Raw genomic sequence first — 16,480 nt, 5'->3', positions numbered from 1 at the left:
GCACCCCGCCACCGCGCCGGACGCCGCCCCGCCGCGCCCGCCTCGCCGCGCCCACCGGGCCGCGACCGCCCGCGGGGCGCGGCCCCACCCATTGACACGCCCCGACAGCAAGCCCCCAACAGAACACCAGGAGCCATGAACACTTCACCCGCAACCGACCGCGAGACGCCCGTGCTGAAAGTGGGCCTGCTGGGTGCCGGCACCGTGGGTTCCCAGGTGGCCCGCGTGCTGCTCAACCACGCCCACGAGCTGGCCCTGCGCAGCGGCGTGTGCCTGGAGCTGAGCGGCGTGGCCGTGCGCAATCCGCAAGCCCCGCGGGACACGGAGCTGCCCGCGGAGCTGCTGACCACGGACGTGGACGCGGTGATCGACGCCGCGGACGTGGTGGTGGAGCTGACCGGCGGGATCGAACCCACGCGCACGCGTGTGCTGCGTGCCCTGAACGCCGGGAAGTCCGTGATCACGGGCAACAAGGCGCTGCTCGCCGAGCACGGGCGCGAACTGCACGACGCCGCGGCGGCGTCGGGCGCACAGTTGTCCTACGAGGCCGCGGTGGCCGGCGCGATCCCCATCGTGCGCCCCATGCGCGACTCGCTCGCGGGGGACCGGGTCAACCGTTTCTTGGGCATCATGAACGGGACCACCAACTTCATCCTGGACCAGATGGACACCACGGGGGCCGCGTTCGACGACGCCCTCGCGCAGGCTCAGGAGCTCGGCTACGCCGAGGCGGACCCCACCGCGGACGTCGAGGGGCACGACGCCGCCGCCAAGGCCGCCGTGCTCGCGTCCCTCGCGTTCCACTCGACCTACACGATCGCGGACGTGCACTGCGTGGGGATCACGGGCATCACGGCGCAGGACGTCGCGGCCGCCCGCGAGGCGGGGTACGTGATCAAGCTGCTGTCCGTGGGCGAGCGCTGCGGTGACGGCGTGAATCTGCGCGTGAACCCCGTGATGATCCCGCGCGACCACGTGCTCGCGGGTGTGCACGGCGCGTACAACGCGGTGTTCGTGGAGGCCGCGAACGCGGGTTCCCTCATGTTCTACGGACAGGGCGCGGGTGGTCACCCCACGGCGTCGGCGGTGCTGGGCGACCTCGTCTCCGCGGCGCGCGCGATCGCGCTGGGAGCTCAGGGCATCCCGCTCGACGCCTACGCGGCGCTGCCCGCCGTGAGCATGGACGACGCCACCACGCGGCTGTCCATCACGGTGGCCGTCACGGACCGACTGGGTGCGCTCGCGCAACTGGCCCAGGTGTTCGCGGACCACGGGGTCTCGATCTCCACGATGCTGCAGATCGAGGACCCGGACGCCCCCGGGATGTCCCAGCTGCGGCTCGTGACGCACAGCGGCCGACACGCGTCCCTCATGGCCACGGTCGCGGCCCTGCGCGAGCTGGACGTGGTGCGGGACATCGTGTCCGTCACACCGGTGGAAGCCGGAGAATAATTCTTGAGCGCCCCGCGCACCACGCGGCGCGGGGCCACGAGTCGAACCGAGGAGCACGCGGCATGGCACACGTCTGGCAGGGCGTCATCAACGAGTACAAGGACCGGTTGCCGGTCACCAAGCAGACCGAGGTCATCACCATGGGAGAGGGTGGCACCCCTCTGATCCAGGCGCGGGCGCTGTCCGAGCTCACGGGCTCCACGGTGTGGCTCAAGTTCGAGGGCATGAACCCCACCGGTTCGTTCAAGGACCGCGGGATGACCATGGCCATCACCAAGGCCAAGGAGTCCGGGGCCAAGGCCGTGGTGTGCGCGTCCACCGGCAACACGTCCGCGTCCGCGGCGGCGTACGCCAAGCAGGCCGGGATGCGCAGCGCGGTGCTCGTGCCGGAGGGCAAGATCTCCATGGGCAAAATGTCCCAGGCCGTGGCCCACGGCGCGGACATCATCCAGATCGACGGCAACTTCGACAACTGCCTGGAGGTCGCGCGCAAGCTCTCCGAGTCCTACCCGGTCTTCCTGGTCAACTCCGTGAACCCGTACCGGATCGAGGGTCAGAAGACCGCGGCCTTCGAGGTCGTGGACACACTGGGCGACGCCCCGGACATCCACGTGCTGCCCGTGGGCAACGCCGGGAACATCACGGCGTACTGGAAGGGCTACCGAGAGTACGCGCAGGAGACCCCGGCCACCTCGGGTGAGACCCTGCCCGCGGTGTCCACCCGCACGCCCGCCATGTGGGGCTTCCAGGCGGAGGGTGCCGCACCTCTCGTGCTGGGCCATCCCGTGACGGAACCGGAGACCATCGCGACTGCGATCCGGATCGGCAACCCCGCGTCCTGGGACACGGCCATCGCCGCGCGTGACGAGTCCGGCGGGCTCATCGACTCCGTGAGCGACGTCGAGATCCTCGAGGCCCACCGCTGGCTCTCGTCCCGCGAGGGCGTGTTCGTGGAACCGGGCTCCGCGTCCGGAGTGGCGGGTCTGCTCAAGAAGGCCCGGGCCGGGGAGGTACCCAGGGACGCGACGATCGTGGTGACCGTCACGGGCCACGGCCTGAAGGACCCCCAGTGGGCGATCAAGGGCGCCGAGGCCGAGGACCCCACGGCCGCCGAGCCCAAGCGCGTGGCCTTCGACGTGGTCTCCGTGGCCTCGGCCCTCGGCCTGGAATGACCGGCTCCGCCGTGAATAACGCACCGTTGCACGCCACCCGCACCGACGCGCCCGACACCGACAGCGCACCCCGCACCGGGAGCGTGCCGGGCGCCATCACGCCCGTGGGTACCACCGTGAGCGTGCGGGTCCCCGGCTCCACGGGCAACGTGGGGCCGGGCTTCGACTCGCTCGGTCTCGCGCTGGGTCACTACGACACCGTGACGCTCACGCGCATCGAGCGCGGACTCGAGTTCGACCTCTCGGGGGAGGGCGCGGCGGGCGTGCCGCGCGGTCCCGAGCACCTGGTGATCCGTGCCATGCAGGCCGCGTTCGACGCCGCCGGGGCCGGTGAGCTGCCCCCGCTGCGCTTGCGCGCCCACAACGCGATCCCGCACGGCCGGGGCATGGGCTCGTCGGCCTCCGCGGTGGTCGCCGGTGTCCTCGCGGCCAACGCGCTGCTCCCCGCGTCCCACCGGCTCTCACCGGATGCGGTGCTGCAGGTGTGCTCCCACATGGAGGGACACCCGGACAACGTGGCCCCCACCCTGCTGGGTGGTCTGACGATCTCGTACGAGGACGAAGGCCGTTTCCACAGCGTGCCCGTGCGCGTGCACCCGGACGTGGTCCCCGTGGTCGCGGTGCCCGACTTCGAAGTCGCCACGTCGGTGGCCCGCGGGCTGCTGCCGGAGATGATCGCGCATCGAACGGCGGCCGTGAACGCCGGCCGCGCGGCGCTTCTGGTTGCGGCCCTGGGCGAACGGCCCGAGCTGCTCGTGCCCGCGACGTTCGACCTGCTGCACCAGCCCTACCGCGCACAGGCCATGGCACCGAGCTGCGAGCTCATGACCCGATTGCGCGACCTCGGTCACGCCGCCCTGATCTCGGGTGCGGGCCCCACCGTGCTCACGCTCGCGAACGGCGCGGAGCACGCTGGGCGCGTGGCTGCGGCGATCGAGGAGATCGCGGCGGACGCGGCGTCGTCGGCGCACGAGTACCAGGGGCGAACGGTGACGTGGCGTGTTCATGTCCTGCGGGTGCCCGAAGAGGGTGCTAAAGTGAGCGTATCCACGCAATAGGCCCCGGGTTCGCGTCCGTGCCGGACAGTGCAGCCCCGCAGCCGAGCCTCGTGCGCAGTTCCTCAACGCAGGTGTTCGACCGCGTCGCCTCTCTGCGATCCTCTTCCGCGTAGACCAGCCACCTCTGTAATGTGGCGTCCCGGCTCCGCGGGAGATTCGGGGGACTTCATTGCTGATGACGCGCGCCTCCGGCGCGCACTTTCGTGGCCCGCCGCGGGTGGCCCACACCATCATCGTCGGGTTGCTGGCGATCTGAGTGCCGCAACCCCCATCGAGTCAGAAGGAAGCTTCGTGACAGAAACCACCGCCCCCGAACAGGGAACGGACACCTCGAACGCCCAGAGCACCGGTCTGTCCGGGCTCAAACTCGCGCAGCTGCAGGCCCTCGCGGCCCAGTTGGGCATTACCGGCGCGCGTCGCATGCGCAAGTCCCTGCTGGTCGAGGCCATCGAGGCCCACCAGCGCGGGGGCGCCGTCGCCGAGCGCGACAAAGCCGTGGAGGCCAAGATCGAGCAGACCGCTCGCAAGGCCTCCCAGCGCCACTCCTCCGACGCTCCGCAGTCGTCCTCCGCCGACGACGCTCCGGCCGCCGCGTCCGCGGACGCGGCGTCGTCGGACTCCTCCTCGAAGCCCCAGGAGGGCTCGGAGGGCGAGAACGGCGAACAGAACGTCCCGCGGCAGGGCGGTTCGCGCCGTTCCCGGCGCGCCACGGCCAGCGGCACCGGTGAGCACGGGCGCTCCGGCCAGGACCGTTCCGCCCAGAACCAGCAGGACAAGGACCAGGCGGAGAAGGGCCGGGACGAGTCCGGGCAGGACTCCGCCCAGGGCTCTGACGACTCCGGCAACGAGTCCGGGCGCGGCCAGCGCAACCAGCGCGGTCGCCGCAACGAGAAGTCCGAGCAGAACGGCTCGTCCCAGGACGAGAACCGGCGCGAGAACAAGCAGGGTCAGGTGGACGGTTCCCGCCACGCCAACCACCAGAAGGATTCCAAGGACAACGGTCAGGACCGGGACAACCGCCGTGACTCCAAGGGCCAAGGCGGTTCCAACGATTCCGGTGACCCCAAGGACGGTGGTCAGGACAACCAGAACCGCAACGACCGGCGCAACCGCAACAACAACGATCGCAACAACGACGGTGAGGGCAACTCCCGCCGCAACCGGCGCAACCGCAATCGCAACGACCGTAACGATCGCAACGACCGCAACGACCGCAACGAGCGGCGCAACCGTCGCAACCGGCACAACGGTCCGGACGTGGACGACGTCGAGATCACCGAGGACGACGTCCTGCTGCCCGTGGCGGGCATCCTGGACGTGCTCGACAACTACGCGTTCGTGCGCACCTCGGGCTACCTGCCCGGCCCGTCGGACGTGTACGTGAGCCTCTCCCAGGTCAAGAAGAACAACCTGCGCAAGGGCGACGCGATCGTGGGTGCCATCCGTGCTCCCCGCGAGGGCGAACAACACAACAACTCGCGCCAGAAGTTCTCCGCGCTCGTGCAGCTGACCACGGTCAACGGCCGCAAGCCCGAGGAGAACAAGGACCGGGTCGAGTTCAACAAGCTCGTCCCGCTGTACCCCCAGGAGCGGCTGCGCCTGGAGACCGAGCCCAAGAAGATCGGTCCCCGCGTGGTGGATCTCGTGGCCCCGATCGGCAAGGGCCAGCGCGGTCTGATCGTTTCCCCGCCCAAGGCCGGTAAGACGCTCATGCTGCAGTCGATCGCCAACGCGATCACGACCAACAACCCCGAGGTCCACCTCATGATGGTGCTCGTGGACGAGCGCCCCGAAGAGGTCACGGACATGCAGCGCACGGTCAAGGGTGAGGTCATCGCCTCGACCTTCGACCGGCCTGCGGACGACCACACCACGGTCGCGGAGCTCGCGATCGAGCGGGCCAAGCGCCTGGTGGAGATGGGCATGGACGTGGTGGTCCTGCTGGACTCCATGACCCGCCTGGGCCGCGCGTACAACCTCTCGGCACCGGCGTCCGGCCGCATCCTCTCCGGTGGTGTGGACTCCGCCGCGCTGTACCCGCCCAAGAAATTCTTCGGCGCCGCGCGCAACATCGAGAACGGTGGCTCGCTGACCATCCTCGCGACCGCGCTCGTGGAGACCGGGTCCAAGATGGACGAGGTCATCTTCGAGGAGTTCAAGGGCACGGGCAACATGGAACTGCGCCTGTCCCGTCAGCTCGCGGACCGGCGGATCTTCCCGGCCGTGGACGTCAATTCCTCCGGTACCCGCCGCGAGGAGAACCTGCTGTCCGCGGACGAGATCAAGATCATGTGGCGGCTGCGCCGCGTGCTCTCCGGTCTGGAACAGCAGCAGGCCCTGGAACTGCTCACGAGCAAGCTGCGGGATACCCAGTCCAACACCGAGTTCCTGCTGCAGGTCCAGAAGACCACGCTGGCCGGTCACTAGGAACCCGCGAGCACCGCGTTCCACCCGTCGATCCCAGGAGAGCACCGTATGTCCGACCCCGTTCAGCCGCTGCTGGATGAGCACGCCGAGCTCCAGCGCGCCCTGGCGGATCCCGCCGTCCACGCGGACGCGAGCAAGGCCAGGAAACTGGGTCGGCGCTACTCCGAACTCAACGGCATCGTTGAGGCGCATCGCCGGGTGGAACGCATCTCCGAGGACCTGGGCGCCGCGCGCGAGCTCGGGAGCGTGGATCCCGAATTCGCCGCGGAGGTCAAGCCCCTTGAGGACGAGCTTGTCGTGGCGCGCGAGGAACTGCGCCGCAAGCTCATCCCGCGGGACCCGGACGACGGCCGCAACGTAATCCTCGAGGTCAAGGCGGGTGAAGGCGGGGACGAATCCGCCCTGTTCGCCGGGGACCTACTGCGCATGTACATGCGCTTCGCAGAACAGTCCGGGTTCAAGACCGAGATCCTCTCGTCAACCCCCACCGAACTGGGCGGCTACAAGGACGTCCAGCTCGCGGTCAAGGGGTCCTCCTCCGATCCGGCCGAGGGCGCGTGGGCCCGGTTCAAGTACGAGGGCGGGGTGCATCGCGTGCAGCGGGTGCCCGTGACCGAGTCCCAGGGGCGCGTGCACACGTCCGCTGCGGGGGTGCTGGTCTTCCCCGAGGTGGTCGAGCCGGACGAGATCGACATCAACCAGAACGACCTCAAGATCGACGTCTACCGGTCCTCGGGTCCGGGTGGGCAGTCGGTGAACACCACCGACTCCGCGGTGCGGATCACGCACGTTCCTACGGGCATCGTGGTGTCCATGCAAAACGAGAAGTCCCAGCTGCAGAACCGTGAGGCGGCCATGCGCGTGTTGCGCGCCCGGTTGCTCGCGCACCAGCAGGAACAGATCGACGCCGAGAACGCCGCGGCCCGCAAGTCGCAGGTGCGCACCGTGGACCGTTCGGAACGCATCCGCACCTACAACTTCCCCGAGAACCGCATCGCGGACCACCGCACCGGGTACAAGGCCTACAACCTGGACCACGTCCTGGACGGCGCATTGGAACCCGTGATCGCCTCCGCCGTGGAACTGGACGAGAAGCACCGGTTGGAACAACTGGGTCAGGACTCCGCACAGCACGGGTCCGTGGGCGGGAAGTAACTTCCCGTGGCCACGACTCTCGCCCAGGCGATCGCGTGGGGCCGGTCCCGGTTGCTTCGCGCGGGTGTGGCCTCCCCGGACGTCGACGCCGTGTTGCTCGCCGCCCACACGCTGGGCCTGGGCCGCGGGGACACCGAAGCGCGGGCCATCCTGGGCGCGCCGGAACCGCACGGGTACCGCGACCTCGTGGAACGCCGCGCACGGCGTGAGCCCCTGCAACACATCACGGGCACGGCCCCGTTCCGTAAGCTCGAGCTCGCGGTGGGTCCCGGGGTCTTCGTCCCCCGCCCGGAGACCGAACTGCTCGTCCAATTGACCCTGGATCTGGTGCGCGTATGGCGCGGGGCCGGCGAGACCCACCCGGGGGTCATCGACCTCGGGACGGGCAGTGGCGCGATAGCCCTGGCCGTGGCGAGCGAGGATCCCGCGAGTAGGGTCACCGCCGTGGAACGCGAACCGGCCGCACTGGAGTGGACCCGGCGCAATCTGGCGGGCTCCCGCGTGCGCTTGCTCGAATCCGACTACCGCGATGTCACGGTCGAGTCGGCGGGGCGGTTCTGCGTGGTCGTGACCAACCCACCCTACGTCCCGGACGGTGAGATCCCGGAGGATCCCGAGGTACGCGATTACGATCCACCCACGGCGCTGTACGGCGGGGACGAGACCGGGATGACGTTCCCGTGCGCCGCGATGGACACCGCCGTGCGGATCCTGCGTCCGGGCGGTTCGTTCGTCATGGAACACGCCGAGTCCCAGGTCGCGGCCGTCGCCCGCGCCCTCGAGGACCGGGGGTTCCGGGACATCCACACGCACCACGACCTGACCGACCGCCCGCGGGCCACGACCGCCACGCTGCCGGGGCCGGGGGGCTGAGAGACCGGGCGCCGCAGCGCCGTCGTGCCGGGAGACGTACCGTGAACGGGACGGCCGGGTGCGCGGAGCACGGGAAGAACACGAAACACGTCAGCAGAGGAGTTGCTCGTGAGTGAGATCCGATCCTGCGGGACCCCGCAGGAACTCGAAGCGGCCGTGACCGAGGCCGCGGGCGTCGTCGCGGACGGCGAATGCCTCGTGCTGCCCACGGACACCGTCTACGGCATCGGCTGCGATGCGTTCTCGGCGCCCGGTGTCCAGGGACTGCTGGGCGCCAAGGGCCGCACGCGGGAAATGCCCCCGCCCGTGCTGATTGCCCGCCCCGAGGTGATCGACGGCCTCGCGGACCAGATCTCCGACGACGCCCGCGCGCTCGCGCAGGAGTTCTGGCCCGGCGCCCTCACGATCATCTGCTGGGCCCAGCCCACCCTGGGCTGGGACCTGGGGGAGACCCATGGGACAGTGGCGCTACGCGTTCCCGACGACGCCGTGACCCGCGCGGTCCTCGAACGCGTGGGTCCCATGGCCGTGTCCTCCGCCAACCGGACGGGGATGCCCGCCGCGCGCACCGCCGAGCAGGCCCGCGAGATGCTGCAGGACCGCGTGGCGCTCTACCTCGACGCCGGTCCGCGGCCCGCGGGTGAGGTCCCCACCGGTGCGCAGGACGTGGCCTCGACCATCGTGGACTGCACGGGGGAGACGCCCGTGGTGCTGCGCCACGGCGTGATCACGCTGGCGCGGCTACGCGAGGTCGTCCCGAACGTGGACGGCGGCACCGAACCGGCAGCTCCGGCGACCGGTGAGAGCCCGGAGGCGGCCGCTGCAGCCGGCGGTGCCGGCGCGGCGGTCTCGGACGACGACGCCGCGGCGTCGACACAGTCCGCGCGTCAGAACCCCGAAGCGAATGCACCGGAATCGTTCGGCGAGGGCGCGGCCCTCTCGGCCGGCTCGACTTCCGCGGACGAGGACCTCGTGACCGACCTGGTCCGCAGTTCCCCCGCGGAGGCCCGTCCGTTCGTGGACCAGGGACGGGAACGCACACCGGACACCGAGCCGCGCTGGGACGGGACCGGGGCACTGAGCATGGAGGAGGCGCAGCGGCTCGTCGCCGGGGAACCCGAGAACCACGGGGCCTGAACAACAGGCGACTTGACGAGACGATCCCCGCACCATCCCATGACGGGTACGGTGCGGGGATCGTTCTGTCAGCGCGGGAGTGCTCCGGTCCGGGCGCGGCCGCGCTGCGAAGAACCCAACGCGCGGCTCAGCGACCCAGCGCGAGGTGCGCCTGGCGCAGCACCTCCTGCACGTGGGGCTCGGGGAGCACACCGTTCTCGTGGGCCCACCCGGGGACCTGGCGCTGACCGAACCACGTGACCTCCAGGCGGCGGATGAGCCCGCCGTAGCGGTAACCGGCAGCGGCCGAGGCCGTGCGCGCGGTCGCGATCACCGCCCGGCACACCCAGGACGGCAGCTGCAGGGGGTGGCGGCGTCCGGCGTCGCGCAGCACGGAACCGGTCGTGGCGCCCTCCCACGGTTGCAGGATCACGGGGGGCAGGACCTCAGGGAACTCGCCCACGGCCACCGTGAACTGCGCGAGGGCGGTCACGGAGGTCACGGGGGTGGGGGCGGAACCGTCCCCGGCGACCGAGCTCAGGGGCGAGGACGCGAACCGTGCGAGCATGCGCGTGGTGCGCCGCCCGCTGCCCATCACGGACGTCGCGCGGATGACGCTCAACTGCGGAGCGCCGGATTCCTCGCGCCATTGGGAGCGCAACCGGTAGAGCGCGGACTCGCCCAGGGCCTTGGAGAAGGAGTAGGGGGAGAACGGTGCGGTGCGGATGGACTCGTCCAGCACGGGTGCGTCGGCCTGCACGGACGCGGAACTCATGTGGATCACCCGGCGCACGCCCGTGCGGTGGGCGGCGAGCGCCACGAGGACGGGAAGCAGCGCGTTAGCCCCGGTGAGGGACTGCTGGTGCGTCTGATCGGGGGCGGCCAGACCGGCGGCGTTGACCACCACGTCCGCGCCGGCGAAGGAATCGGCCAGGTAGTCGATCACGGACTCGAGGCGGTGCGCGTGCTCAATGAGGTGGTGCACCGTGGTCGCGGGCGAGGCCAGTCGGGGGGTGGCCACCGGGGTGACCGGGATGTTCCGGGTCTGCAGGGCAGTGGTGATGGCGGAACCGATGAACCCCGTGGCCCCGAGAACGCGCCAGCTGTGAGCCGTCACTGTTGTGTCTCCTCCTGTGATGGTGTCTTCATCGTACGGTAGCGCCCCGGACCCGTTCTTAGTGGTCAGCCCGTGGTCGTCAGCACGGCACATCACCCGTACGGGTGACGTCGAGGTGGCGTCAAGGTACGCGTTGATAGACTCCCGGAGTTCACCGGCGTGCCGGGCGCCCGCGCGAGCGGCTGCGCGTGCGCCGCGGTCGAGCACATCTTCCTTGCACATCACGAGTCGTCCCGGGGGCGCCATGACCGAATCCACCGCGCGGGCGAGCGACCGTCCGGACGCGAACGTGAGCGTCGCGTGCGTCACGCAGGACCGCCCCGAGGACGTCGCGGCGCTGATCGACGCGCTGCGCGTCCAGACCGACCCGATCGCGAGTCTGTGTCTCGTGGACGCCGGGCGCACTGCCCTGGACGAGGCCGCGCTGGGGGAGCGGATCGGGGGAGCCTTCACGCTGCACTACCGCCGCTCCGTGGCCAATCTGGGCGGGGCGGGCGGATTCGCGCTCGCCATCCTCACGGCGCTCGCGAGCGGCGCGGACCAGGTGTGGCTCATGGACGACGACGCCCATCCCGAGGACCCCGAGTGCCTACACACCCTGCGCGAAACAGCGCGCGAGCGGGGGCTCGCCGTGGTGTCACCGCTCATCGTGGCGCCCCAGGACCACGACGCCCTCGCGTTCCCGTTCCGCTTGGACGGTGGGATCACCCACCGTCGCGCGGACCTGGAACCGCTGGGCTTCATCGATTCCTACGCCAATTTCTTCAACGGTGCGCTCATGGACGAGTCCGTGTTCTTCCGGGTGGGGTTGCCGGACCTGAAACTGTTCCTGCGCGGGGATGAGGTCGACTTCCTCGTGCGCCTGCGCAAGAGTGGGCTGCCGTTCGGCACGGTCACGACCACGGCCGTGTCCCACCCGCCGGGCTGGGCCGAGGAACACGTGGTGATCCCCGGCAAGCTGCAGGTGTTGATCCCGCCGGGGGAGTTCAAGCAGCGCCACTTCTTCCGTAACCGCGGGTACGTCTCGTGGCGTTACAAGCGCGTGGTGCAACTGGTCGCGGACGCGATCGGCTACCCCGCCCACTACGCGCGCCACCGTGATCTGCCCGGACTGGTGCGGTGGGCGCGGCTCTACGGCAACGGCATGCGCGGACGTGGTTTCGGTGGCCCTCGCTGACCCGCTGACCCCCGCGCAACTGCCGGCTCGGTTCTCGGTGCTGATCCCCGTGTACGCCGCGGACACCGCCGAGCGGATCCGGCGTGCGGTGGAGTCTAATTCGGTGGAGCAGACCCGCCCGCCCGCGGAGGTGCTGCTCGTCCAGGACGGTCCGGTGCCGGCGTCGGTCACGGCGGAGCTCGAGCGGCTCGCGAAAGAATCCCCGATCCCCGTCCGTGTGCTGCGGATCCCGGAGAACGGTGGCCTCGCCCAGGCGCTGACCGTTGCGTTGCCGCGGTGCGCGTACGACGTCGTCGCGCGCGCGGACGCGGACGACGTCTCCTACCCCCGCCGGTTCGAGAGGCAACTGCCCCTGATCGAGGACGGCGCGGACCTCGTGGGTGCGTCCATGCACGAGATCGGCGACGACGAGACTCGGCCCGTCGCGCTGCGCACAGCCCCCGTGGGGGCCGCGCGGATCGCCGCGGTGAGCCGATACCGCAACCCCATCTCCCACCCCACGGTCGTGCTGCGCCGCAGTGCCGCGCTCGCCGTGGGTGGTTACGAGGACGTCCCCATGGCCGAGGACTACTGGTTGTGGACGCGCATGCTCCATGCCGGGGCGGACGTGCGCAACGTGGCGGAACCGCTCGTGGGTTATCGCGTCTCCGCGGGCTCCTACGAACGCCGCGGCGGGTACCGCGTGCTGCGAGCCGAACTGACGTTGCAGCACCGGTTGCGCACCCTGGGCCACGTGGGGTTCCTACAATGGGCCGTGAACGTCATGGTGCGCGGCGGCTACCGATTCGTCCCCCTGAGGGTACGGGAAACGGCGTACCGGCTCATGGTGGGTCACCGCCACTGACCCGCACCCGAAAGGACTACGACTGCATGGTCACCCCCGCAAGCCCCACCCCCCGAGCGGACAAACCGGTCGCGTGGCTGTGGATCCAGATGATCTTGGATTCCGTCGCGTGGATCGTGGCGCTGTGGGTCGCGGCGTTCCTCCGGTTCGAGATGAACATGGAGCTCATCTCCGTGGGGGGCGTGATCATCACGTGCGTGGTGGCGGTCGTGCTGCAACTGCTCGTGGGCTTCTCGTTCGCCCTCTACAAGGGCCGGTACTCGTTCGGCAGTTTCGAGGAGGCCAAGCTGCTCGTGGTCGTGACCGTGATCGTCACGGCACTGCTCGAGGCCGTCCTGCTGGTCTTCGGTGTGGCCCTGTGGATCCCGCGCTCGCTGGGGTTCATCGCGTTCCCGTTCGCGTGCCTGCTGATGGCCGCGTTCCGCTACCTCAAACGCATGTACCAGGAATCCACGGCCAAGCCGGGTGAGCAGGCGCAGAACGTGGTGATCTTCGGTGCGGGCGCGCTGGGCACGTTCCTGGTACACCGCATGATGCAGGACCCCGCCTCCGGTTTCCTGCCCGTGGCCCTGCTCGACGACGACCCCGCCAAGAAGCACCTGCGCATCTCTTCCGTCCCGGTCATGGGCACGCTGCACGACGCCGCGTCCGTCCTGGAGCACACGCGCGCCGGCGTGCTGATCGTGGCCGTCGCGGACGTGGACCCCCGCACCATGCAACGCGTCTCGGAAGCCGTGGAGGGCACCGGGACCCGCGTGATGACCGTCCCGCCCCTGACCGAGATGCTCACCGGCGCAAACCAGAGCGTGGACCTTCGTGACATCTCCATGGAGGACCTCATCGGACGGCGGCCCGTGGACATCCACGTGGAGGCCATTGCGGGGTACGTGACCGGCAAGCGCGTGCTCGTCACGGGCGCGGGTGGGTCGATCGGTTCGGAACTGTGCCGCCAACTCGTGGGTTTCGAACCCGCCGAGCTGATCATGCTGGACCGTGACGAATCCGGATTGCAGGCCACCCAGATCTCCATCACCGGGCGTGGCCTGCTGGACGGCAACGACACCGTGCTCTGTGACATCCGCGATCCGGACGCGCTCACCCGGGTGTTCCAGGACCGCCGCCCCCAGGTGGTCTTTCACGCTGCGGCGCTGAAGCACGTGTCCCTGCTCGAGCAGTACCCGGACGAGGCGTGGAAGACCAACGTCATGGGCTCGCTGCACGTGTTGAGCGCCGCGGCCGCCGTGGACGTGGACGTGTTCGTGAACATCTCCACGGACAAGGCCGCCAACCCCACCACGGCGCTCGGTCACTCCAAGCGCGTGGCGGAGAAACTCACCGCGTGGATGGGGGACCGCACGGGCAAGCGCTACGCGTCCGTGCGCTTCGGCAACGTCTTCGGTTCGCGCGGGTCCATGCTACCGCTGTTCGCGGAACAGATCCGCCAGGGCGGGCCGATCACCGTGACCCACCCGGATGCCACCCGGTACTTCATGACCATCCCCGAGGCGTGTCAGCTCGTGATCCAGGCCGGTGCGATCGCGCACGGGGGAGAGGTGCTCATCCTGGACATGGGGGAGCCCGTGCGGATCCTGGACATCGCCCGCCGGTTGCGGTCGATGTCCGGACGCGAGGACATCAGCATCGAGATCACCGGGCTGCGCCACGGTGAGAAGCTGCACGAGGACCTCATCGGCACGGGTGAGACCGACGAGCGGCCCTTCCACCCCAAGATCTCCCACGCCAAGGCCGAGCGCCTGGATCCCGCGAACCTGGACCGTCACGTGTGGAAGGTGCGCGGCGGGATGATGTTCACGGGGTCCATCCCGCAGGTCGTGGTGAGCACCCAGCCCAAGGTCACGGACTTCTCCGTGCCGCGCGCCGCCGAGTGCGCCCCGGCCACCGGACCCCGCGCCGAGGACGCGGACGCTGACGGTGCGGACGGCGACGCCGCCCAGGGTCACACGGGCTGGAGGCGCCACGCATGAGCACCGTCCTCGTGTCCACCGCGTTCCTGCCCGCCCACGGCGTACCCACGGCCCCCGCGGTCGACACTGGCCCCGCCACTTTCACGGACGGCCAGGCGCTGAACCTGTTGTTGGCCCTCGCCCCGTGGACACTCGCCGCTGCCTTCGTGCTCTCAGTGCTCCTGCCGTTCGCGGTCAAGCCGTTGCTACGCCGGTGGGGCGTGATCGACATCCCGTCCGACCGGTCCTCGCACTCGCGGCCCGTACTGCGCGGGATGGGACTCGCGGTGGCCATCGCCCTGATCCTCACGTACGGGCTGTCCCTGGGGTTCGGTCTGATCCCCGTGGACCGCTCGCTCGCCCTGTCCGTGCTCGCCATGACCGCGGCCAGCGCGGCCCTGGGCTGGGCCGAGGACTACCGCGGCGTGTCCATCGGAGTCCGGTTGGGCATGCAGGCCCTCGTGGGCGCGCTCGGGACCGCCGCCATGATCGTGGCCCTGGGCATCCCCGCGTGGTGGTGGCCCGTGGGTGTGCTCGCGACCGTGGCCTACGTCAACATCGCCAACTTCATGGACGGTATCAACGGGATCTCCGGGCTGCACGGCGGCGTGGTGGGGCTGTTCTACGCGTGGGCCGGTGCGGCAAACGGGATGCCGTGGATGGTGTGCGCGGGCCTCGCGCTCGCCGGTGCGTTCCTGGGCTTCCTACCGTGGAACCTGGGGCGCGGTACGGTCTTCCTGGGCGACGTCGGCTCCTACGTCCTGGGCGGTGCCATCGCCGCGATCGCGATCGGCGCGTTCCTCTCGGGCGTCTACGTGGAGTACCTGCTGTCTCCGCTGCTGGTCTACCTCGCGGACACCGCCGTGACGCTCGTGCTGCGGATCCGCCGCGGAGAGGTCTGGTACACACCGCACCGGCAGCACGTCTACCAGCGCCTCACGGACGTGGGCCTGTCCCACGTGCAGTCCGCCACGGTGGTCACGACCGCCACGGCGTGCGTCAGTCTGATCTCCCTCTACGGTCTGCGGGCCGCGGGCACGGGTTCCGTGCTCGCCGGTGTGGCCGTGGTGCTCGTGATCGTGCTGTACCTCGTGTCCCCGGTGCTGCTCGACCGCGCCCGGAGCACCGCACGGAGTCTGCGCCCGTGACCCCTGACCGCGCTCCGCGTTCGTCGGCGGAATCCGCCGCGCACGACGCCGCCCGCTCCCGCCCCCCTTCCTACGCCCGGGGTGTGCGGGCCGGGGCCGTCATGTTCCTGATCCTGGGTGTGATTCTGCTTACACTTTCAGCCGTCGTGGACATGCTCTCGGCACCGCGCTCGGTGCTGCTCGGGGCGGGGATCATCGCGGTCAGCTCCGCAGCCACCGCCCTCGTGGCGGCTCAGATGTACCGCGTGGCACCAGCGGCCACGGCTCCCGCGCTCGCCGCGCTGTACCTCCTCAAGGTGCTCGTGCTGGGCTGGTTCCTGCTGTTCCTGGGGGCCCCGCCGTGGCTCGTCCCGCGCGTGTTCGCCGTGACCGTCCTGGTGTGTCTCGTACTCGCCCTGGCCGGTTTCACCGTGCTGACCCGCCGTGTCACCCGGCAGGACGCGCCCGAGCCCGCACCCCACGCGGCGTCGTCGGCCGTCGAACACGCCCACGACGACGCCGCTGCCGCCCCGTCCGTCCCTCCCGCCCGTGACTCGAGTGGCGGCCGGGCGGGGCACGACCGACCCACTCACGAAAGGCGAACGCCATGAGTTCCGCACCGAACGAGCCGGGAGAACGGCGCCCCAGGGACCTGCGGGGGATGTCAACGCGCATGCGGGACAACGCGCGCAAGGAAACCCTCCACACCGCGGGGGAGCTCGTGGAGCGTGGCGGTCTGGGTGGTGGGATCGCGGTCCTGCTGTACATCGTGGTCGGTGCGGTGTTTTGGAGTTTGGTAGGCTGGTTCCTGGATCACCTACTGGGAACTCGGTGGATTGTGATCGCGGGAGCTGTCTTTGGGGCGGCCGCCGGGGTGTACCTCGGTTATCTTCATATGAGGGACGCCTTGAACCGCAGTACCGCCCCGCAAAAGACCCCGTCGGAGACGAAGAAGTCATCCGGCATGGGCCCCGAGCCCAGAGTGTGACCGGTCTGGA

Annotated in this window: 14 protein-coding genes; 13 read left to right on the top strand and 1 reads right to left on the bottom strand. The window is 70.1% G+C overall.

All coding sequences use genetic code 11. The features are described 5' to 3' along the window. Positions 1 to 135: 135 nt before the first annotated feature. The 7 genes from RF646_RS07050 to RF646_RS07020 all read left to right on the top strand — a co-directional run bounded on the left by RF646_RS07050 (position 136) and on the right by RF646_RS07020 (position 9,274). Positions 136 to 1,452 (top strand): homoserine dehydrogenase, encoded by a 1,317-nt coding sequence (locus tag RF646_RS07050; protein WP_052160870.1) that lies wholly within the window; start codon positions 136 to 138, stop codon positions 1,450 to 1,452. Between the two features lie 62 nt (positions 1,453 to 1,514). Further along, positions 1,515 to 2,624 carry a threonine synthase gene (thrC, locus tag RF646_RS07045; RefSeq protein WP_144998093.1) on the top strand — a complete coding sequence of 370 codons (1,110 nt, stop codon included), beginning with the start codon at positions 1,515 to 1,517 and terminating at the stop codon, positions 2,622 to 2,624. Positions 2,625 to 2,719: 95 nt separating this feature from the next. Further along, positions 2,720 to 3,682, top strand: coding sequence for a homoserine kinase (thrB, locus tag RF646_RS07040; RefSeq protein ID WP_240505590.1), 963 nt, complete (start codon positions 2,720 to 2,722; stop codon positions 3,680 to 3,682). Positions 3,683 to 3,973: 291 nt separating this feature from the next. Next, positions 3,974 to 6,109, top strand: coding sequence for a transcription termination factor Rho (rho, locus tag RF646_RS07035; RefSeq protein WP_085106353.1), 2,136 nt, complete (start codon positions 3,974 to 3,976; stop codon positions 6,107 to 6,109). 48 nt (positions 6,110 to 6,157) lie between these two features. Continuing rightward, positions 6,158 to 7,264: a peptide chain release factor 1 gene (prfA, locus tag RF646_RS07030; protein WP_368835581.1), complete on the top strand. Its 1,107-nt coding sequence runs from the start codon at positions 6,158 to 6,160 to the stop codon at positions 7,262 to 7,264. A gap of 6 nt (positions 7,265 to 7,270) precedes the next feature. After that, positions 7,271 to 8,137 carry a peptide chain release factor N(5)-glutamine methyltransferase gene (gene prmC, locus RF646_RS07025; RefSeq protein ID WP_368835580.1) on the top strand — a complete coding sequence of 289 codons (867 nt, stop codon included), beginning with the start codon at positions 7,271 to 7,273 and terminating at the stop codon, positions 8,135 to 8,137. Between the two features lie 108 nt (positions 8,138 to 8,245). Next, positions 8,246 to 9,274, top strand: coding sequence for an L-threonylcarbamoyladenylate synthase (locus RF646_RS07020; protein ID WP_368835579.1), 1,029 nt, complete (start codon positions 8,246 to 8,248; stop codon positions 9,272 to 9,274). A 127-nt stretch (positions 9,275 to 9,401) separates the two neighbouring features. On the opposite strand, the gene RF646_RS07015 is transcribed toward RF646_RS07020, so the two are convergent. Then, positions 9,402 to 10,370 carry an NAD(P)-dependent oxidoreductase gene (locus tag RF646_RS07015; RefSeq protein ID WP_085106384.1) on the bottom strand — a complete coding sequence of 323 codons (969 nt, stop codon included), beginning with the start codon at positions 10,368 to 10,370 and terminating at the stop codon, positions 9,402 to 9,404. 244 nt (positions 10,371 to 10,614) lie between these two features. On the opposite strand from RF646_RS07015, the gene RF646_RS07010 reads away from it, so the two are divergent. From RF646_RS07010 to RF646_RS06985, 6 genes are read left to right on the top strand one after another with little or no spacing between them, the layout of a single operon-like run. Next, a complete protein-coding gene (locus RF646_RS07010; RefSeq protein ID WP_131332675.1) occupies positions 10,615 to 11,547 on the top strand; it encodes a glycosyltransferase in 933 nt (310 codons plus the stop codon). Further along, a complete protein-coding gene (locus tag RF646_RS07005) occupies positions 11,534 to 12,391 on the top strand; it encodes a glycosyltransferase (protein WP_368835578.1) in 858 nt (285 codons plus the stop codon). The genes RF646_RS07010 and RF646_RS07005 overlap by 14 nt, the downstream gene beginning before the upstream one ends. Before the next feature lie 26 nt (positions 12,392 to 12,417). Next, positions 12,418 to 14,376: a polysaccharide biosynthesis protein gene (locus tag RF646_RS07000; RefSeq protein ID WP_368835577.1), complete on the top strand. Its 1,959-nt coding sequence runs from the start codon at positions 12,418 to 12,420 to the stop codon at positions 14,374 to 14,376. Next, positions 14,373 to 15,503: a glycosyltransferase family 4 protein gene (locus RF646_RS06995; RefSeq protein WP_368835576.1), complete on the top strand. Its 1,131-nt coding sequence runs from the start codon at positions 14,373 to 14,375 to the stop codon at positions 15,501 to 15,503. The genes RF646_RS07000 and RF646_RS06995 overlap by 4 nt, the downstream gene beginning before the upstream one ends. Next, complete coding sequence (locus RF646_RS06990) at positions 15,500 to 16,093, top strand: hypothetical protein (protein WP_368835575.1); 594 nt, start codon at positions 15,500 to 15,502, stop codon at positions 16,091 to 16,093. The genes RF646_RS06995 and RF646_RS06990 overlap by 4 nt, the downstream gene beginning before the upstream one ends. Next, on the top strand, positions 16,090 to 16,470 hold the full coding sequence (locus RF646_RS06985) for a hypothetical protein (protein ID WP_368835574.1): 381 nt from the start codon (positions 16,090 to 16,092) through the stop codon (positions 16,468 to 16,470). The genes RF646_RS06990 and RF646_RS06985 overlap by 4 nt, the downstream gene beginning before the upstream one ends. The last annotated feature ends 10 nt before the right edge of the window (positions 16,471 to 16,480 follow it).

The organism is Kocuria sp. CPCC 205261 (genome assembly GCF_040981025.1).
Taxonomy (GTDB): domain Bacteria; phylum Actinomycetota; class Actinomycetes; order Actinomycetales; family Micrococcaceae; genus Kocuria; species Kocuria marina.
The sequence above is the reverse complement of the archived record's forward strand: the minus strand, read 5'-3'. Positions and strand labels throughout refer to the sequence as shown.